The organism is Enterococcus sp. AZ071 (assembly GCF_050499065.1).
Taxonomy (GTDB): Bacteria; Bacillota; Bacilli; order Lactobacillales; family Enterococcaceae; genus Enterococcus_A; species Enterococcus_A ferrettii.
This window is the reverse complement of sequence record NZ_JBIPAS010000001.1, coordinates 225796-246685: the sequence shown is the minus strand read 5'-3', so window position 1 is coordinate 246685 and position 20890 is coordinate 225796. Positions and strand designations below refer to the sequence as shown.

General features: G+C 39.1%; 18 protein-coding genes. 2 read left to right on the top strand and 16 right to left on the bottom strand.

The genetic code is table 11. The features are described 5' to 3' along the window. Nucleotides 1–2 precede the first annotated feature (2 nt). The 9 genes from IGI49_RS01160 to groES all read right to left on the bottom strand — a co-directional run bounded on the left by IGI49_RS01160 (nt 3) and on the right by groES (nt 12342). A complete protein-coding gene (locus tag IGI49_RS01160; RefSeq protein WP_429963107.1) occupies nt 3–1787 on the bottom strand; it encodes an LTA synthase family protein in 1785 nt (594 codons plus the stop codon). Between the two features lie 107 nt (nt 1788–1894). Beyond that, on the bottom strand, nt 1895–3049 hold the full coding sequence (locus IGI49_RS01155; protein ID WP_429963106.1) for an NAD(P)-dependent oxidoreductase: 1155 nt from the start codon (nt 3047–3049) through the stop codon (nt 1895–1897). A 56-nt stretch (nt 3050–3105) separates the two neighbouring features. Next, the gene (nadE, locus tag IGI49_RS01150) at nt 3106–3933 is read right to left on the bottom strand and encodes an ammonia-dependent NAD(+) synthetase (RefSeq protein ID WP_207704357.1); all 828 of its coding nucleotides are present in this window, start codon (nt 3931–3933) and stop codon (nt 3106–3108) included. Next, entirely contained in the window at nt 3917–5404 is a 1488-nt protein-coding gene (locus tag IGI49_RS01145; RefSeq protein WP_429963105.1) for a nicotinate phosphoribosyltransferase, read from the bottom strand. Before IGI49_RS01145 ends, nadE begins: the two co-directional genes overlap by 17 nt. Before the next feature lie 86 nt (nt 5405–5490). Beyond that, nucleotides 5491–5844, bottom strand: coding sequence for a DUF1827 family protein (locus IGI49_RS01140; protein WP_207704355.1), 354 nt, complete (start codon nt 5842–5844; stop codon nt 5491–5493). A 201-nt stretch (nt 5845–6045) separates the two neighbouring features. Further along, nucleotides 6046–8955: an FAD-dependent oxidoreductase gene (locus IGI49_RS01135; protein WP_429963104.1), complete on the bottom strand. Its 2910-nt coding sequence runs from the start codon at nt 8953–8955 to the stop codon at nt 6046–6048. 57 nt (nt 8956–9012) lie between these two features. Beyond that, entirely contained in the window at nt 9013–9951 is a 939-nt protein-coding gene (locus IGI49_RS01130) for an FAD:protein FMN transferase (RefSeq protein WP_429963103.1), read from the bottom strand. 460 nt (nt 9952–10411) lie between these two features. Further along, nucleotides 10412–12037 carry a chaperonin GroEL gene (groL, locus tag IGI49_RS01125; RefSeq protein WP_207704353.1) on the bottom strand — a complete coding sequence of 542 codons (1626 nt, stop codon included), beginning with the start codon at nt 12035–12037 and terminating at the stop codon, nt 10412–10414. A gap of 20 nt (nt 12038–12057) precedes the next feature. After that, complete coding sequence (gene groES / locus IGI49_RS01120) at nt 12058–12342, bottom strand: co-chaperone GroES (protein ID WP_429963102.1); 285 nt, start codon at nt 12340–12342, stop codon at nt 12058–12060. Between the two features lie 201 nt (nt 12343–12543). Between groES and IGI49_RS01115 the strand changes: the two genes are divergently transcribed. Together IGI49_RS01115 and IGI49_RS01110 are read left to right on the top strand one after the other, a co-directional pair. Continuing rightward, nucleotides 12544–13182: a CPBP family intramembrane glutamic endopeptidase gene (locus IGI49_RS01115; RefSeq protein ID WP_429963101.1), complete on the top strand. Its 639-nt coding sequence runs from the start codon at nt 12544–12546 to the stop codon at nt 13180–13182. A 78-nt stretch (nt 13183–13260) separates the two neighbouring features. Beyond that, nucleotides 13261–13890, top strand: a complete 630-nt coding sequence (locus IGI49_RS01110; RefSeq protein WP_429963100.1) for an NAD(P)-dependent oxidoreductase — start codon at nt 13261–13263, stop codon at nt 13888–13890. A gap of 43 nt (nt 13891–13933) precedes the next feature. Here the strand turns inward: IGI49_RS01110 and dhaM are convergent, their stop codons facing one another. From dhaM to walK, 7 genes are all read right to left on the bottom strand, one after another. After that, nucleotides 13934–14302, bottom strand: a complete 369-nt coding sequence (dhaM, locus tag IGI49_RS01105; RefSeq protein WP_429963099.1) for a dihydroxyacetone kinase phosphoryl donor subunit DhaM — start codon at nt 14300–14302, stop codon at nt 13934–13936. Then, entirely contained in the window at nt 14295–14873 is a 579-nt protein-coding gene (dhaL, locus tag IGI49_RS01100) for a dihydroxyacetone kinase subunit DhaL (RefSeq protein WP_429963098.1), read from the bottom strand. Before dhaL ends, dhaM begins: the two co-directional genes overlap by 8 nt. Nucleotides 14874–14912: 39 nt before the next feature. After that, nucleotides 14913–15896 carry a dihydroxyacetone kinase subunit DhaK gene (gene dhaK / locus IGI49_RS01095; protein WP_207704347.1) on the bottom strand — a complete coding sequence of 328 codons (984 nt, stop codon included), beginning with the start codon at nt 15894–15896 and terminating at the stop codon, nt 14913–14915. 163 nt (nt 15897–16059) lie between these two features. Next, nucleotides 16060–16869: an MBL fold metallo-hydrolase gene (locus IGI49_RS01090; protein ID WP_207704346.1), complete on the bottom strand. Its 810-nt coding sequence runs from the start codon at nt 16867–16869 to the stop codon at nt 16060–16062. A 49-nt stretch (nt 16870–16918) separates the two neighbouring features. Further along, nucleotides 16919–17767: a two-component system regulatory protein YycI gene (locus IGI49_RS01085; protein ID WP_207704345.1), complete on the bottom strand. Its 849-nt coding sequence runs from the start codon at nt 17765–17767 to the stop codon at nt 16919–16921. Further along, entirely contained in the window at nt 17768–19069 is a 1302-nt protein-coding gene (locus tag IGI49_RS01080; RefSeq protein WP_207704344.1) for a YycH family regulatory protein, read from the bottom strand. Further along, on the bottom strand, nt 19066–20889 hold the full coding sequence (gene walK / locus IGI49_RS01075) for a cell wall metabolism sensor histidine kinase WalK (protein ID WP_207704343.1): 1824 nt from the start codon (nt 20887–20889) through the stop codon (nt 19066–19068). The genes IGI49_RS01080 and walK overlap by 4 nt, the downstream gene beginning before the upstream one ends. Between the last annotated feature and the right edge of the window lies 1 nt (nt 20890).

Here is a 20890-nt window from a genome sequence, read left to right as displayed (position 1 = left end):
ATTTACTCCTCAAAAAAATTTTCCTGCAGACTATACTGTTTGCCGGTCGTAATATCGTATTGGATCATTTGATAATCCTGATAGATAGTTTCCTGTTTTTTATTTAACCGAACGCTTTCTCCCCATTGGCCATTTTGATAATACATGCCTTTCTCAAAAGCTGGAATTTCCTCCTGTAAAGCTAGCAGCAATTGGTGAAACCCAGTTGTCTGAACACCTGCTTGACGAAGCAAATCTGGCGTAAAGTAAAAGGGACTAGTAATAACATTCTTTTGATCTTGGTTTTTCAATTGATGGTGATTGTCATACAGGAAAAACTCCGTTTCATGCAAAGCATGTCCAGCGTTTGCTTGTTGGATTTCATCACTGTAAATTCCAGGTAGATGGTCTCCCCAGAATACTACCAGTGTTCGTTGATCTAAACTATCTAGTTTTTCCAGAAAGTTCTGTAAGGATTTACTGGCATAATAAATATCTTGCAAATAATTGTTAACAGACGATGTATTATTGCCATAGGCCTGAAAATCAGTTTTACTGTATTTTCCATTGTAAGGCAAGTGAGTCTGCATGGTTACTAGATGGATGAACTGCGGATCACCTTTAGCCAACAGATCCCAGATTTCTTCATATGCTGACGCGTCAGAAATATATGGATTGTTTTCCTGCGTTTCTGTATGCTTCATGGTGTCTTCATCTAAAAACTGATCAAAGCCCATAACTTCATAGACATCTTTTCGCTTATACATTGAAGTGTTATAGGGATGAATCGCTGTTGTTTCATAATTGCGTTCTTTTAACAGCGAAACCAAGGAAGGCAATTGATCCATTTTAGGCACTAGCATCGTATACGGCGTTGTCATTTGCGGATTAAACAGTTCCATCGAAAAACTGGTAAGAGCTTCAAATTCAATATTGGCTGTTCCTCCACCATAGTTTTGGGAAAGCATCTGACCACTATAAGTATTATTTGCTATTGTATGATAATCAGCCAAAGGATCTCCGCCATTAATTCGAATCCCTTTCAAACGGCTAGGATCTGAAAAGCTTTCGTTCATGATATAAACAATATTCGGTGTTTCAGCAGATTCTTCTTTTGGTACTTCTGAAGTATATTTTTCCGTGATCTTCTTAATGGCTGCTTGGGAATAGCCTTCTGGCTCATCCATTGGCTCCACTCGCAAATTGTACAAAAAGCCCCCCATAAAGCCGGTATTATAATAATTCATTTCTTGACTATAAGGGATCCACAGCGCTGTCTTATTGTAGGCTTTGCGAAGCAAGTTATTTGGGTTATTAAAATGACTGACATACATCAGTCCAAAGCTGCTGATGACTAGCGCTGCCAACCGAATGACCTGCTTTTTCTTTGACAGTTTTCGACTTCTATAAATGCTAAAACCAGTAATCGCAATTCCCAATAGAAGCAATAAAATAAACCCAAGAAACAATGGCCAACCGACAATATCCCGAATCATGCCAAATTCCTTAATCATTTTTAAATCATCTGGATAGATGGGTTCTGTACGGTATTTCATTTTTAGAAAATCAGCAATTCCTATTCCAAGAATCAGAAAAGTATAGAACAAACTACCAAATAGAAAAGATCCCATTACACTAGTTAGAAACATGTATAAAATCAACAATACTAGACAGCCTAAGAAAAATTTTTCAGTATGCCAAGAAAAAGCAAATTTAAAAGCCAGATCAAAAGAAAAACCATTTTGGGCTAATTGTAAAAATAGATTAGAACCAATAATCAGCAAAATGATGCCTACGATTACTGCCACTGTTTTCAATACTTTTTTATGTTCTCGTAATTTATTTATGTTAGTCAACTCCTACTAATCAATCATTGGTTATTTTAGCGAGAAATCAACTAAAAGTAAAGATGGTCCTACTGATGCGGCTGAGTTAGTACCCGTATGCGCTTCATCGCCTCAAGTTGCTGCAGCGCTTCAGCTGCTCGCGTTAGCTTCTCTTTGTCGGCTGCCTCCACATCCATAATAACGTAAATAAACTCTCCTTTACGGTTACTGATCATATCCACAATTTCAAGCTGCAAATTCGATACTGCTTCGATGATTTTTTGCCACATTTTTGGTTGATTTTCATAAAAGAACGTAAAGCGATGTTCTCCTCTAAATGGTAATTTAGCTGCAGGAAAATTGACTGAGTCCTTCACCGTACCATATAACAAAAAAGCTTTCAGTGCTTTAGCAGCGGCAGCTCCACTATCGCTTAGCGCTTCTTCAGTGGTACCGCCGATATGGGGAAGCTGCAGGATTTTTTTCTGCCCCTGTAGTTCACTTTCTGGAAAATCGGTAATATACCCTGCCAGCTGTTCCTTTTCTATTGCCTCCAAAACAGCCAGACTGTCAACAATTTCTCCCCGACCAAAATTTAAGACATACGCGGTTGATTTCATCCGCTGAAATTCCTTCTTGGAAAGCAGATGTTCAGTGTTCTCTGACAATGGCAGCAATACTACAATAAAATCAGCTTCATCTAAAATGGTTTCTAAGGAAGCAAAACGCATAATTTCACTTTCAGGATCGTTGCGGGCATAACCTAAGACATCCATTCCTAATTCATAGCAGGCTTCTGCCACTAAAGAACCAATTGCTCCAATCCCTAAAAGTCCAACCGTTTTTCCCTGCAATTCTTGACCAATGAAATCAGCCCGTTTTTCTTCAGCTGTGGTTAGCAGGTCGCTGCTTTCTAAGCCCTCAACCATCTCAGCAGCTTGAAAAATAGGTCGAGCGGTTAGAAATAAGCTAGCTAAAACTAATTCCTTTACCGCATTAGCATTTTGGCCGGGTGTATTCATAACAATCGTCCCATTTTGAGTAGCCGCCTCAACATCAATTGTATTTACTCCCACACCAGCTCGAGCAATAGCCAACAATGAATTTGTTAGAGCATTGGCTTCAATCTCGCCACTGCGGATCATTAATGCGTCTGCCGCCTCCTTAGCTATCTCAAAATGCTTCTTGTCCAATGGTTTGAGCTGATTTTGATCAAAATCAGCCAATAATTGAATCTTATACATCTCTTTCACCTCTTTAAAAAAAGAAACTGGAAGTAGGTTCTTCCAGTTTTCTCAAATTATCGTTTCCAAAAATCATCAAAAACCGTAATTGGTAAATGACGTTTGTGTTCCGTTTTGTTCCACCAATTTTCAATGGTTTCACGAGCTTCTTCGTTGATTTCTTTGCCCTCTACATAGTCGTCAATGTCATCATAAGTTACACCTAGAGCAACTTCGTCAGCAACTAAAGGTTTGCCATCCTCCAGGTCAGCCGTTGGAACTTTCATATAAATAGCTTCGTCAGCGCCTAATTCTTTCAAAAGCATTTTACCTTGACGTTTGTTCAGGCGGAATAACGGTAAAATATCTGCACCGCCATCACCAAACTTAGTAAAGAAGCCGGTAATATTCTCAGCCGCATGATCTGTACCAATTACCGCACCGCTTTTTCCGCCAGCAATTCCATACTGAGTAATCATCCGCTGCCGTGCTTTAATGTTTCCTTTGTTAAAATCACTAACGGATATTCCTGCCTCTTCTAATGCTGCTACTTGAGCATCTACAGCAGGTTTTATATTTACTCGTAAACTTATATCTGGTTGAATAAAATCAAGAGCACGCTGTGCATCTGCTTCGTCGAACTGTTCACCATAAGGTAAGCGGACAGCGACAAACTGGTAGCTGTCGTCTCCTGTTTCCTCACGCATTTGCTCCATTGCTAATTGCGCAAGGCGGCCTGCTAATGACGAGTCTTGACCACCACTAATTCCTAAAACGAATGTTTTTAAGAAGGGATAGGTTTTTAAGTACTCTTTCAAAAAGTCAATGCTGCGCAAAATTTCAGCTTTCGGATCAATCGTTGGTTTTACACCTAATTCCTTGATGATCTCATTTTGCAGTGTCATTGTATCGCTCCTTCATTTTTGCTATAGATTTTCGAACTTCATCCATGATTCTGTTCTTATGATCCCAGCAATCTTGAGACAAGTCAACTGGATACTTCTGAGGATTTAAATCACGCTTATACTCTTCCCATAAAGAATCCAAATTGTCTTTAGCCGTTTGCTTCACTTCTTCAATTGTCGGTACTTGATAAACCCGCTTACCCTCTATAAAAATATCTTTTAAAATAGGTCGAGCAGTAAAATTGCGAACCGTCTTATTAATATACGTATAAACTGGATGGAACATAAAAATTTCTTCTGCTTCACGAGGGTCTTCATCCCACAAAGTAACATAATCACCTTCAGATTTCCCATCAGAATTACGAGTAATTCGCCAGACTTGTTTTTTCCCAGGCGTTGTTACTTTTTCAGCATTACTCGATAGCTTAATGGTATCAATCATTTTGCCTTCTCCATCTTCAATTGATACTAGCTTGAAGACTGCACCTAAGGCCGGTTGATCGTAAGCCGTTATTAATTTTGTTCCTACACCCCAAACATCAATTTTCGCATGCTGCATCTTCAAATTCTGAATCGTACTTTCGTCCAAATCATTAGACGCATAGATTTTGGCATCCGGGAAGCCCGCTTCATCCAGCTGCTGGCGAACTCTTTTAGAAATGTATGCCATGTCACCACTGTCAATTCGTACACCCATGAAATTGATTTTATCCCCCATTTCGCGAGCAACTCGAATCGCATTTGGTACGCCAGAGTTTAGCGTATCATACGTATCTACTAAGAAAACGCACTCTCTGTGGGTTTGAGCATAAGCCAAAAATGCTTCATAGTCATTTCCATAAGATTGGACTAATGAATGGGCATGCGTTCCACTGTCAGGAATACCAAAGATTTTTCCAGCCCGAACATTGCTGGTGGCATCTGCCCCACCAATATAAGCTGCTCGAGTTCCCCAAATAGCTGCGTCCATCTCTTGCGCTCGCCGTGTGCCAAATTCTAGTAAAGGATCATCACCAATTACTGATTTAATTCTAGCCGCTTTGGTAGCAATCAAGGTCTGGAAATTTACAATGTTTAATAATGCTGTTTCCACTAACTGGCAGTGGAGCAATGGTCCTTCTACTTGAATAATTGGTTCGTTGTTAAAGACCAATTCACCTTCTACTGCTGAACGGACAGTACAAGCAAATTTAAAGTCGCGCAAATAATCAATAAATTCAAGTGGGTATTCTTCTACTTCAGCTAAATAAGCAAGATCACTTTCACTAAAGGTCAGTTCTTCTAAGTATTTTACTAAACGTTCCAATCCCGCAAAGATGACATACCCGTTTTCAAAGGGCATTGTGCGGAAGTAGCACTCAAAGACAGCATGTAAATCTGCCCGCCCGGTTTCCCAATATGTTTTCATCATATTGATTTGATACAAATCTGTATGAAGCGTTAAACTGTCATCCTCATATAGCTTTTTCATAATCATGCTCCTTTTAGTAATTTCAATGGTTCTATTATATCAAAAAAAAGGAAAAGCGTACGGCTTTTCCTCTTTTATCACAAATTCTATTTCACGTTTTGTTCAATCAAAATAATATCCTTGTAGTTGTGGCGAGGACGAATCCCCATTTCCATGATCTGTTTTTTATAACCTACATTGACGGTGACATCCTTACGATCAACTTTCAGAATGCGGTGGATGATCGTATCCACCTCGTCATGTTTTATTTTTCGCTGACGATTTAATAGCAGCAAAGTGATGGTATCAAAGCGGTCCAAATAAATAATTTTTGTACGGTCATAAGCATACAATTTATATAGCTTAACGGCTTGCTGTTTAGCAAATGTCAGCTTGGATAATTCTGGGTACATAGCTTCAAGATTTACATTACTGGTAATTGGGGTTTCAATTAATTTCATCGTTCACACTCCTTTTTGCTACTCTATTGTATCACAAGAATGTAAATAAATTGATTCGCTGAATCGACCAATCGCTAAAATTTCATGAAAAAAGGCTAAATCTCTCTAATTCTTATTCAAATTTCTTCTATATTATATCGTGAAACCACAAAAGCATTAAAAAAAGCCACAGATAAAAAATTCTGTGACTTCATAGATCGTTTATTCAGCTACTTTTTTACCAGCATTTTCAGCTGCTAATTTACCTGAAGTTAATGCCCATGCATTATTTGCTCCGGAAGGTGAATCTGTTCCCATTACACCACCGACTACTTCTCCAGCAGCATAAAGTCCTTGGATTGGTTCACCTGATTTATTGATTACTTCTAGATGATCATTTGCAACAAGTCCACCCATCGTGGTTGCGAAACGTGGTTTTTGTTCAATCAAATAGTAAGGACCATCGCCTACAGGTTTTTGCAGGAATTCAGGTTGACGACCAAACTCCTCATCTTCACCTTTAGCAACATACTCGTTATAAAGGGCAACTGTCTCTGCCAAGCTGTTACCTGGCATACCTGCTTTAGCTGCTAGTTCATTTAAAGACTCAGCTCGGAAAGCTTTCGGAGTTCCCATACCATTATTGGAAATCCAGCGTTCTAGATCTTCACGGGCAATTCCACCCTCGGCAACCGCATCACTGAATTTTTCAAAATGCTCTTGATCCAACAAAATGTAAAGCATTTGAGGATTTTGCTCTAGCAATTTCTCTAATACTTCCTTGTTGCTGGCACGTTCATTGACTACACGCTTACCATCAATGTTGACTAACAAGCCATTTTCCTTCAATACAGCGATATTTCCGCCTATTGTGGATTTAGCATATCCTTTAGATACTTCGACTCCATTCGGATAAATTTTACCGTATTCCATTAAACGAGTATCTGCATCGATGCCTGGTGCAGTCGCCATTAGCAGCCCATCACCTGTAGATGATTTAGTTCCGTAGAACAATACTTTGTTCAACTCTTTGCTTAACAGGTTAGGATTATTTCCGTAGCCGCCTGTTGTTAGGATGACTGCTTCAGCAGTAATGTTATGAGTTTTCCCAGTTTCTTCAATTGCTTTAAGTCCAATAATTTTGCCGGATTCATCAGCAATTAATTCTTCAGCTTTTGTTTGTAAATAAATGGTTACATTGCTGCTGTCTAATGCCTTACGAGCACTTGCTGCAAAACCGTGTCCGCCATCTTCATAAGCAAGCTCACGATTTTTACGATACTCAGCTAGTACATGCAGACCGCCCTTCATGTCATATTCTACACCCATATATTCATGAACCCAATCAGTTGCTTGTCCAACATTTTGAGCCAACAAATTCACTAACTCAGGAACATTCTTACCACTACCATTTTTTAGGAAGTCTTCCACCATTAACTCTGCGGTATCATCAGTAACACCTGCTTCAGCCTGCAGTTTAGAACCCATCACTACTTGGTTCCCACCACTAATTGAAATAGCGCCTCCGACAAAACTCATTTTTTCTAGTAAAATTGTTTTTAATCCTAATTGATCTGCCCGTAGTGCGGCAGATATTCCAGCTGCTCCAGAACCTACAATAACTACATCGGCTGTTTCTTCAACCACTTCTTTCGACCACTGTACTGTTGGTTTTGGTCGGGCCATTAAGACTTCTGAGCTTGCTCCAGCCAATTCAACTGCCTCAGCAATACCGTCGATAACCCCTTGGCTTGAAGCTGAAGCTCCCGAGATAACATCAACATTCAAGGTTTGGCCTTCAATAATTTGTTGTGGCAAACGCTCAAATACTTGGTCAGACAATCCCTCTGATTCTTCACCTGAATCAATCGCAATGCTTTCAATCCGTTCCTTAGAGAAAGTAACTTTCATTTCAATCTCACTGTTGTGCCCTTTTGCAGCAACTGTATAAGTGCCTGGCTTGAACTCCAGCTTCATCTTTTGCAGTTCTTTCAAGCGTTCGTATTTGCGCTTTTCCTCTTCTGGATCTTTTACCATTACCATGGAATCCATGAAATCCCAAAGTGGTGTCGGAATTAGAAGATCTTTTTGTTTAGCAATATGGGCATATTCTGGCACCGCTTGATCGTCTTTGATCATTTGCACCCAGGTAGGTTCTACTAAGAAACCTTTACCAACCGCTAGCAGGTCATAGCCTAATTGCAATGCATCATCTGCATCTTTGCGTTGCAAAATTCCACCAACACCCATAACTGGAACGTCAGCCAGCTCAGGTGAACGTTGCGCAAGATATTTGGTAATCAATGGTTCTGGATCATTTGATTCAACAATTGATGGACGTGTATAAGCACCCATTGAAAAATGGAAATAGTCAGGTTTTAATGTAGCTAGTGTATTCAATAGATACATGGTATCTTCAAAACGAATCCCAGGTTCTTCAAGCTCTTCTGGAGAAAAACGGTACCCTACGATAAAGTTTTCAGCACCTTGCTCTTTGATAACACGTTGTACTTCCTTCATTACCTCCATTGAGAAAAGAGCGCGTTTTTCACGGCTTCCTCCCCATTTATCCTGGCGGCGATTCGAATGTGGAGAAAAGAATTGTTGTAGCAAGAATGTGTTTGCTCCATGGATTTCAACACCGTCAAATCCAGCTTCAATCGCTCGACGAGTTGCATCTCCGAATAGTGTAATCATTTCTTCGATCTGCTCTTCGGTCATTTCTCTTGGTACTGGCGCTCCTGGTCGCAAAGCAGCTACTGGACTCGCTGAAACAGGAACTGCGCCACCATTTAATTCAGGCCATGCCATCCGACCTGCATGATAAATCTGCATGATTGCTTGCGAACCTTTATCCTTAATTGCTGAAGCTAATTCAGACAAGCCAGCAATTTTTTTATCTGTATCTACGCCGACTGCTCCGGGGAAGCCACGGCCTTTATCCTCGACAAAGCAGCTTTCTACGATAATTGCTGCTGCCTCTCCCGAACGGAATTTGTAGTAATCAATAATGTGTTGTGTGACCTCACCATCATAAAATGCTGATTGAGTAGTCATCGGTGACATGAATAAACGATTTTTGAATGTAGCACCTGAATTTAAAGTGACTGCATCGAATAAACTTCTTGCCATTGTTGTTTTTCCTCCTAGTAAATCTATTAATTTAATTTTTCCAGTTAAGTAAAAATTTTATTCCAATAAAACGACATGGGGTTTCAGTTTGTCTGAAACATATAGTTCATTTGTGCGGCTAATAACCATTCCTTCAATCTGAGGCATTTGATTAAGCCAATTAAGTGCTTTACCTGGCGATTCATGAAATAATATCGTTGTCCAAAACTCACCATCAAGGGACTGATCTGAAACAATAGTTAAACTGGCAATATCATTGTCTACAGGATAGCCTGTTACCGAGTCAAAAATGTGGTGGTATTTCTTCTCCCCTGATTTCAGTACCCGTTCATAAATTCCAGAGGTTACAACAGATTGATCTTTACTTTTTATGACTGCAACCAGATTCCCTCGTTCCTCCATCGGATTTTGGATTCCAATCTGCCAAACTCCTTCTGGATTTTTCGTGGATTCTCCGATAGTCAAAACATTCCCACCTAAATCAATGATTCCTGATTGAACACCTTTGGTTTGAAAATAATTTTTGAGTTGATCAGCAAAGTATCCTTTCGCTAGGGCTCCTAAATCAATCTCCATCCCTTTTTGTCTCAGAAATACCGTTTGATCTGCTTCATTCAATTCGATATCTTCCAGGTGAACAAGTGCTAATTTTTCTTCAATCTCTTGTACAGTTGGTACTCGAGCGTCATTGAAGCCGATATGCCAAAGTTTTATTAACGGTCCAATAGCAATATTCAGCTTGGAATGTGAAGAAATTCCCATGTCACGGCCTTTTTTGATTAAATTGAACAAATCAGATGGAACTTTCACGGGTTTTATACCTGCTTGTGCATTAACCTTCATTAACTCTGAATCCTCTTGGTTTGCACTAAAACGTTGCTGAAAATCTTCCAACATTTTTTGTGCATGCTCTAAAAGCAATTGGGCTTCGGAATGCTCAATCGATAAGGTAATTACTGTACCCATCATTTCCAGTACACGAGTTTCCAATGGCAAAAAACAGCCTCCTTTATCGAAAGTTTGTTATTCTGTGAGCATTGTATAATAAAATAAACCCATTACTTTTAATACCACAAATTTTAAACAAATACTTCATTTAGCTATGCCGTATTTGATTCACATTCTCTGTTGATGCTTAACTTACATAGATACTACTTTTGAGAAAAATAGTCCCACTGTTTCATGACTATTGTAAGAGAGAGAAACTATAAAATCTAATACTTTATTTGGATTATATCTATAAAAAACGTTTATCAATCAAGTATCAAGGTTAGCGCTTACACTTTTTGATCTGTAAATTAACCGATAGAAGAATAAAAATAGAATGACGCCTTTTAAATACCAGCAAATTTCTTAACTAAATTTTATCATTTATCGCAACTTATTGTAGTAAGAAATTCTATTTTTAATAAAAAAAAGAGACCTTGTTTTAACAAGGTCCCTGAAATATTCTTGCTTACATCATGCCGCCCATCATTGATGGATCCATTGCTGGAGCAGCAGGTCCATTTTCGGAAGGTTTATCGGCAACAACTGCTTCAGTTGTTAATAGCAAAGCAGATACAGACGCTGCATTTTGTAATGCTGAGCGAGTTACTTTTGTTGGGTCAACGATACCTGTTTCAACCATGTTTACCCATTCGCCAGTTGCTGCATTAAAACCAACACCTTGGTCAGCATTTTTCAATTTATCGATAACCACTGATCCTTCGTATCCAGCATTTTCAGCGATTTGACGAACTGGTTCTTCTAGCGCACGAACTACAATGTTAATTCCGGTAGCAGCATCGCCCTCCGCTTCCAGTTCAGCAACTTTCTTGATTACGTTTACTAACGCTGTTCCTCCACCTGAAACGATTCCTTCTTCAACCGCTGCACGTGTAGAGTTCAAGGCATCTTCAATGCGTAGTTTCAATTCTTTTAGTTCAGTTTCAGTAGCAGCACCAACTTTAACAACTGCTACACCACCAGCTAATTTAGCCAAACGTTCTTGTAGTTTTTCACGATCAAAATCAGAAGTTGTTTCATCAATTTGACGTTTAATTAATTCTACACGTTCTTGTAATTTTTCTCTGTTGCCAGCACCTTCAACGATTGTTGTATTGTCTTTATCAACAACTACTTTGCCAGCAGATCCTAAGTTTTCCACTGTTGCATCTTTCAATTCTAAACCAAGATCTTCAGTAATAACAGTAGCACCAGTAAGAACTGCAATATCTTCCAACATTGCCTTACGACGATCGCCAAAGCCAGGAGCTTTAACCGCTACAACGTTAAATGTTCCACGGATTTTGTTCAATACTAAAGTAGGTAGAGCTTCTCCATCCACATCATCAGCAATAATCAACAATGAACGTGATTGTTGCAATACTTGTTCTAGCAGTGGCAAGATATCTTGGATATTAGAGATTTTTTTGTCAGTAATCAAGATATAAGGATTTTCCAGAGCAGCTTCCATTTTATCGTTGTCAGTTACCATGTATTGAGACAAGTAACCACGGTCAAATTGCATACCTTCAACAACATCTAATTCTGTATCGATTCCTTTAGATTCTTCAATGGTGATAACACCGTCGTTGCCAACTCTTTCCATTGCTTCAGCGATTAACTTTCCTACTTCTTCGCTGCCAGAAGAAACAGCAGCTACTTGAGCAATCGCATCTTTAGAATCAACCTCTTTAGAAATGCTGTGTAATTCTTCAACTGCCGTTTTTGTTGCTAATTCAATTCCGCGGCGAATGCCCATTGGATTTGCACCAGCGGTAACATTCTTCAAGCCTTCGCGGACAATTGCTTGCGTCAATACAGTCGCAGTCGTTGTACCGTCACCAGCAATATCATTTGTTTTAGAAGCAACTTCAGATACAAGTTTTGCTCCCATGTTTTCAAAATGATCTTCTAATTCAATATCTTTAGCAATAGTAACACCATCATTAGTAATTAGTGGTGAACCATATGATTTTTCTAATACAACGTTACGACCCTTTGGTCCTAAAGTTACTTTTACTGTATCAGCTAATTTATCAACCCCACGTAGCATAGCTGCGCGTGCATCTTCTGAAAATTTAATTTCTTTTGTCATTATTTCTCCACCTCATTTTTTTATTCTACAATGGCCATAATATCTTTGGCAGAAAGAATTAAGTATTCTGTTCCGTCATATTTTACTTCTGTACCAGAATATTTTTCAAACATTACTGTGTCGCCAACCGCTACGGGTATTGGACTTTTTTCACCGTTATCTAACACGTTGCCTTCGCCTACTGCAACAACTTTTGCTGTTTGTGGCTTTTCTTTGGCAGCAGAGGCTAAAACAATGCCGCCTACTGTTTTTTCTTCTTCTTGAGCGACTTCAAGAATGACGCGATCACCTAATGGTTTTAACACGATAAATCCCTCCAAAATAGTAATGATGTTAAAGTTATTAGCACTCGCAACTTTAGAGTGCTAACTTACAGTTATTATCATACCCATTTTTACTTTCTTTTGCAAGTCATACCGTCTCTTTTTTTTAAATTTTCTAAACCAGACTTTTTCTTCATCTGTGCTATAATTGCTAACAAATCTACTAATTAGAAAGGACTGGCTATGACAACTAAAAAATATCTTTTTCTGACTATTTTCACTTACGGACTTGTCTTGTTTTCACCACTCGTTTTTGCACCATTAATTGGTTCAGATGTACAACAATTAATTCAAATTACTACCTATTCCTATATTGTCGGTGCTGTTTTACTACTATTTTATTGGAGGAAAAGCCAAACATTAAGTATTGAAAAAAATAGTAGAAGCTGGAAAACCGCAATTATTTTTGGTTTGTCAGGTATCTTCTTATCTATGCTTTTACAGATGGTTTTACTGCAGATTGAAACCCGACTAACAAATCAATCGGTGGCTTCTCAAAATACTCAAAACATTGTTCAGTTAATCAAAGAAAATTCAGTATTTATTATTGCTACTACAATTGCTGGCCCTATTATGGAAGAACTAGTCTTTCGCAGGGCAATTTTTGGCAGTTTGAATCAACGTTACGGTTTTCTTGTTCCGGCAATAATCAGTTCCCTTCTATTTGCCTTTGCTCATCAGGATGGCCATTACTTATTATATGGTGGATTAGGTCTTTTCTTTTGCTGGTTATTCCAACATACAGGAAAAATTTGGACCTCCATGCTTACTCATGTAGGCATGAACTTAATTGTCATTTTAGCTCAGTTAGCTATACAGTAAACTAGCTGAAAGCCTAACTTTTGCCTTTTTGCACGTTTCCTCCTACACTAAAATTAGTTTAGTTAGGAGGAATTTTTTATGAAATTAGCAATTATTGGTGCCACTGGTCATGCCGGATCTTTGATTCTAAATGAAGCTTTAGAACGACAGATTGACGTAACGGCAATTGTTCGTCATCCTGAGAAGTTAGTGGTGGATGTTCCTTACTTAAAGAAAGCTTTGTATGACTTAACACAAGATGATTTATCTAAGTTCGACGTGGTCATTGATGCTTTTCGTCCTCCCATGGGAAAAGAGGAGCTGCATCAAAGTTCTTTACAACACCTGATCGATATCTTATCAGGAACAGCTACTCGTTTATTAGTTGTTGGTGGTGCTTCTTCTCTTTATTTAGATGACGAAAGAACCAAACGGATGATTGATGTTTCCGATCCAAATGCTCCATATTACCCAACAGCTTATAATATGTATCAAGCCTATTTAGAATTACCAAAGGCCAAAGATTTGCAGTGGAGTTACTTAAGCCCGGCTGCTAATTTTGTTCCCGACGGTTCTCGAACAGGAAACTACCAGTTAAGTGATAATCGTTTGAAAAAAAACGCCGAGGGGCAAAGTGACATTAGTATGGCGGACTATGCGATTGCCATGGTGGATGAAGCCTTGAAGAATCAACATGGGAATCAACATTTTAGCGTTGTCAGTCTTTAACATAGGAAAACGACCGAGCAGTCAAATGGCTCGGTCGTTTCGTTTACTTAATTACCAAATTCTGCAACTGTGCTCTAATCTCCGCTTCAGGCGCTCCCGCTGTTAGCAACGCACTAGCGGTATACGCACCTTCTACAAAGGCTGCGTCAAAAAGCTCAATTTTTTTGTCAGTCATTTCTATCGCCATTTCTAGATTCATTTTAGCACTCCCTAAATCATAAAAGGCAAATAACTCTGCGGCCTCATTTTCTTCAATAGCTCGGGTAATTTTTTCCATTGATGTTCCTATTGAACCATCCTCTAAACCACCAGCAGTCGTGATTGATACTCCTTTAGCTACTTCACTTAGTAAACGTTTGAGACCCTCGGGCATTTCAACTGTATGGGACACTAACAAAATACCTTTAGTCATCAAATACACCTGCCTCTAAAAATGATTCAAAAAGATAGGCTGAGGACATCGCTCCAGGGTCAATATGACCAATTGAACGCTCTCCTACATATGAAGCTCGGCCTTTAGCAGCTTTTAACTCTCTGGTTTTCTCAGCTAACTCCTGCAGCTTCGCTTCCGTCAAATGATCTTCTTTTAGCAAGTCAACGGCAGGAAACCACAAATCCAACATCGTTTTTTCACCTACTGTTGAATTACCGCGTTTTGCGATTCCTTCTGCTGCAGCGGTTAACAATGTGACTGGATCAGCCGAAGTTTTACTGGCCTTCATCATTTCCATCATAGCTGTTCCATATAACGGCCCTGAAGCACCTCCAACTTTACTAATGAGAGCCATTGCGGCAGCTTTAAAAATAGCTGGCAAATCACCTTCTAGGTTTGCGGCCATTACTGCATCCATTCCACGCCCCATATTATTTCCATGATCGCCATCACCAATTGGCGTATCTAATTCACTCAAATAGTCTTTCTTCGCTTGAATTTTTCCATTGAACAATTGTAAAGCAGTCCTCAGGTTATCCGGCGTAAACATCTTCATCCTCCTACTTTCCTTTCAATTGAATTCCAGCTATTACCAAGATATCGTATGGACAGGTTCGTTTAGCAAGCGTAGACGTTCATCATCCAATTTAATCATCGTTACTGAAGCCCCAGACATATCCAAAGAAGTCATATAATTACCTACCTTAGAGAAATCTACTTTAATTCCATCAGCTGCCAATAACGCTTTGACATCATTGAAGTAAATGAACAATTCCATTAGAGGTGTTGCCCCCATACCATTGACGAACAGTCCATAACTCTCACCAGATTGCCAATTAAATTCTGCTTTCAACTTGCCCACTACTTCTTCCGCCATTTTGCTAGAGGTTTTAATTTTTTCCCGACGATATCCAGGCTCACCGTGGATTCCCACACCATATTCCATCTCATCGTCGGCTAAAACAAAGCCAGGCTTACCAACCTCTGGCACAGTCGCTCCAGATAAAGCGATTCCAATAGTTTTAATGTCGGAAACTAACTCTTTGCCATATTCAGCCAAGTCGTTGAGCTCCTTACCTTGCCTTGCTAAAGCTCCCAAAATTTTGTGAACCAAAACAGTTCCAGCTACCCCTCGTCGCCCTTGTGTGTAGGTGCTATTTTCTACAGCAATATCATCATCTACTAATACAGATGCGACTTCAATCTCCTCCATGTCAGCCATTTCTTTTGCCATATCAAAATTCATGACATCTCCAGAATAATTCTTTACAATCAGTAATGTTCCCTTGCCTTTATTTGTACCCTTTATCGCCTCAAAAATTTGGTCTGGTGTTGGCGAAGTAAAGACCTGCCCGCAAACTGCTGCACTCAGCATACCATCTCCTACAAATCCAGCATGAGAAGGTTCATGCCCACTTCCACCTCCACTAACTAGAGCAACTTGATCAAAATCATCTGTACGCGCTATCACTAATGTTTCTGGAATTTGCTTTACATAGTCCGGGTATGCACTTACTAGTCCAGCAACCATTTCCTCGACAACGTTCTTTGGCTGGTTAATAATTTTCTTCAATCTGATTCCTCCTCTTTTTATCTTGCTTCTTTTATTTTATCACTTAGCTGTATAAACGAGAAATTGATAGAATTCATTGAACAAAAGTTCATTCCTAAAAAAGTTGTTATCGCCAAAAAAAGCCAGAGAAAATGAGTAAGTATCATTTTCTCTGGCTTTTAGATTAAATTGCGAACAACTCAGTTGAACACTCAGGATCGGTATCATAAATATTGAATTGATAGTTGACTCCTAAATCGTAACGAGTCAGCGTCTCTTCCATTGTCATATGTGCCAATTCTTTCATGTTGTTTTCCTTACTTAAATGTCCTAGATATATTCGTTTGGTATTATCGCCAATAATATCAGTCATTACTAAAGCTCCGTCTTCATTGGATAAGTGTCCGCGATCTCCTAGAATGCGTTGTTTCAGGCTCCAAGGATAAGGCCCCATACGCAACATTTCTAGATCATGGTTGCTCTCTACCAAATAGGCATCAGCGTTGCGAATCGTTCCTCTCACATGATCACTAGCATATCCCGTATCCGTTAACATGACGAAAGAACGACCGTCTTTATAAAAACGATAAAATTGGGGAGCTGCAGCATCATGGGAAACGCCAAAACTTTCGATATCCATGTCACCAAAGGTTAAGACTTTACCCATTTCAAAAATTTGTCGTTGCTCCAGAGCAACATTTCCGATTAAAGGTGCCATCGCATCCCACGTTTTCTCATTTGCATATACAGGCACTTTATATTTTCTTGCTAGAACCCCTACACCATGGATATGATCACGATGCTCATGGGTTACTAGGATAGCATCTAAATCTTCTGGCTTACGATTCACTTCCGCTAGTAATGAGGTTATTTTCTTCCCGCTTAATCCAGCATCTACTAAAACTTTCTTTTCAGCACTTTCTAGATATAAGGAATTCCCAGTGCTGCCGCTGGCTAAAACACTGATTTGAAAGGCGTGATTCATTTCCAACATAAGTGATTGTCCTCTCTTTGTAAAAACTTCTCTTAGTATACAACCCTTTTTATGGATTTTCCACCTTTGATACCGAATTATTAGAAATAACCTGATTACTGATTGCATTAACTTTTTCTATTTGAACAACTTTGTCGGCATTTTCAATTCGTACGAACCAAACAGGTACATATACGTTTTTTTCTCGTACCTCCAGTGTTCGAAAATAGCCCAAATAGATTTCTTGAATAGTTGAACCTGGCGGAATGTTATTATTGATATACAACGTGTTCAAGATTTCTTTTTCCGAGTATAAGCTCATTTTTTCTCGTAAAGGTTCAATATCCTTTAGCAAAGTTTGAGTATATCCCGTTATGTGTGACGTTTCATCACTCGAGGCTTCAACACTTAAGGTTACCCGCGAAGTTTCATCAATAAAAGGAATATCTTCATAGGATTGAGCCCCCACTATTTTAGAGCCTTCATCATCTTTTTTCGAGATGCTGGAAACGTACATATATTGATCCCCAGCTAAAATAAACTGAGGGTCTCGCATTACTTCGTTGAAGCTCTTCTTTGTCTCTTTTAAGTCAAATTTAATATTTTCCAAAGGCGTACTTGTTAAAACTTTATCAGATACATATGAAGAACTACGAACAGAAGCGTTAACTTCCTCATCTAAAAGTCCAAATAAATCATCTTGTTCGGCACTTAAATAGTACCCTTCAAAATGCTGATCGGAAATAGTTCCTTTGTAATGAATGTCGTCATTTTGCAGACGCTGCGAGATATCTTCTCGTTGATCAGAGTTCGTCACTAAGCTTTGTTCGTGGCGGCCGCTCCAATAAATACTGAACAAGAAAATATTAATTCCAAAAAAGGCAATAAAGAAAATCCATTCGATTTTGCGAAAATCCACTTAGTTCGCCTCCGTTTCTACTAAGTTTCCGTTCACCAGTGTATACCACTTATTATCGTATTTTATATACCATTCTGGAGTTAAGGCTACTACTCGACCGACACTATCCACATCTTGCCAGTTATAGCCAATAATATAGCTTTGCACTAAATTAAGATCGTATCCACCGTAGGATAAAGTTTCCGCTATTGTGGTTGAACTTGGTAATTCAACCTCTTCTTCTGCAGGTATGGGTACCTGAACAGTGTCCATACTGGTTTGGATTTTGACCTGATTGGATTGGTTGTTGGGTTCAATATTGACGCTCATTTTCCCTTTAGAGGTCTGACTGAAAATGGGATAGCCTTCCACAAAGATCCGATAGTTTACCTGATTGTTTTGTCGGTCAAAATACCGTAGATTTCCAACCGCAGTACCCAAGCGACTAACATAACTGAAAGTCTGAGTATATAGGCTTTGATCCTTTAACTCCTCAGGTAACTCTCCTGAAAAACTTACTAATCGATCAACTTCATTCATGGTTAACTCTTCATGTCCACTAACGAAAGAACGCGATTTATCTTCCTCCTCTTCTCCTTTAGCCTGTTCTGGATCTTGGAAAAAGGCGTTCCGGAATAATGAATAGGATTGTGTCGTCAAAATATAACTGTACTTTTTCAGGTGGACATTTCCTTCAGTTTGCAATAAACGTGGCACCAATTGATTCTCTGGCGTCATTGCTAAAAAGCGTTCTTCGTTTTCTCGATAAATTGCTTCGATTTTATCAAAATCAGTTGAAATAGAGGCTTCGTAAACAATGTGTTTTTGATAATTTAAAAACCGAATTTTTTGTCGATCGAAGTCTAACTGAATTTTGCCGAAAAGAATACTTTCTTCGTCATCAAGCCCATTTAAATTTAAGGGAATATCGAAAACTTTAACATATTCAGCTAATGAAAAAGGCCCCTCATAATTTAGTTCAACACCATTCGCCAATTGGTAATAATTTGCAATTTCCTCTTCCGTATTGGCAACAATTTCTAGTTGCCCATAGTTACTCTCAGTCAACCGAGCTTGAAGCGTAGCCAATAGGTTCTCACTATTTGTTTGGAAATGTTTTCCATCTAAATCCCAAATACCTCTTAAAGGTAAAAACGCATCGGTTGCTTTGGTATAGTTTTGTTCATTATTAACTACCTGCGTATTGGAATTAACATCAGGAGTTCGACCAGCTGGGCTCACCCAAATAGAATAGGTGAAAAATAAGCTTAGTAAAATCAGGCAAATCAGAAGTCCGCGCATAACTTTTTCAGAAAATCTCATTCCCACCAATCCTCCTCGTACGGTTCATAAGGTAAGGAGAAGGAGAAGGTTGAACCTTTGCCCTCAATACTATCGACCCAAATGGTTCCTTTATGGGCTTTAATTACTTCTTTAGATATAGCCAATCCTAGTCCCGTTCCACCTTGTTTCCGGGCCCGCGCCTTGTCCACACGGTAAAATCGTTCAAAGACTTTTTCCAAATCTTTTTTCGGAATTCCTAAGCCTTCATCTGTAACACTTAGTACCACATTATTATGGGTCTCCAGCAGGTGGACCGTAATCTTTCCGCCATCTGGTGAATATTTGATAGCATTGTTCATGATATTGTCAATCACTTGCATAATTTTATCAGTATCAACCTCTACCCATAAATCACGCTCTGTAAAATCTCGAACAATCGTATATTTTTTGTTCTGATTATTAACCATCATATCAAAGCGATCTAACACATAATCTGCTAGTTCATTGAAATTAACAAACTCTAAATCCAGCTGCTGATTACCCGAATCCATTCTGGACAAATTTAACAGGTCATTAATCATTCGTATCATGCGATCCGTTTCACCTAAAGTTACCTGAATAAATTCTGGAGCAACCTCTTTGTCTTCCCAGGCACCTTCATCAAGCGCCTCTAAGTAACTGCGTACGCTTGTTAATGGTGTACGTAGTTCATGTGACACGTTAGAAACGAATTGTCGACGTTCTTCAGCAGTTTTTTCTTGTTCAGTTACATCGTGCAATACAACAACTAACCCACTGATAAATCCGGACTCACGACGAATCATAGCGAAGTCCGCTCTCAAAATCATCCGATCTTCTTCTTGATCCGATTTCGAGCGGTCCAATAGTAATTCTTCCTGCGCTTCCAACAACTTACGCAAGGTATATTCTTCCTCTAAGTCTAAAAGGGTCAAAATTGACTCACCAATTGCATCTTCATTTTTGACATCTAGCAGTGACAAAGCCATCTCATTAATAGTAATGACCTTCCCACGACGATCCGTTGCAATTACACCATCTGTCATGTGGGTCAAAACGCTGTCCAAGCGATTCCGTTCAGCCTCCATTGTATCTTGAGCGTCCTCGATCCGGTCAGACAACTTATTGAAGGTTTCCGCAAGCTGACTCAGTTCGTCATGCCCATGGACCTCAACTTTATCAGAGTAATCTCCTTGAGCAATCTTTATAGCCTGCTGCCGCATTTCCTCAATCGGCTTGGTGATGGAACGAGCAACTAGCAAAGCAACAACCATTGAAATAACGCCCGCGATTAAGGAGGCGGTGAAAAAAATGATTGCTGTATCGCTGATTTCGGTATACTTCTGTTCAATGTTACTTTTAACATAAAGAGCCCCCAGCACGGCTGAATCGCCTGTCGGGGACTGAATTGGTTGAACATTAATATATACCCGTTTATTATTATCATCGAGTGCAACAAATTGCTTCATAGTTAAGTCGTCAATATCACTGTATTCGTTCTTTTTCCCTACGATAGAATCTTTGCGGCCTACGTCGTTAGTCGCCAGTACAATTCCCTTATCATCAACAATCCACATCTCCTGAATATCAGAAGCATTATTGTTTTCCAATAAACGTTGTAGAGCATTGTTATCCGAACCTTGAGACATTGTAGTCCCTAATGAGTTCGCCAAATAAGAGACCCGCTGATTCATATCTTTCGTAAAGTTATTGACTGTTTCTTTTTCTAATCCACGAATAAAGTATGCCCCAATAATTTCAATCGAAATCAATAGAATCAAGATAAATGAAAAAGCAATCTTGAAATTTACTGATTGAAAAAAACGGACTTTATTTTTCATT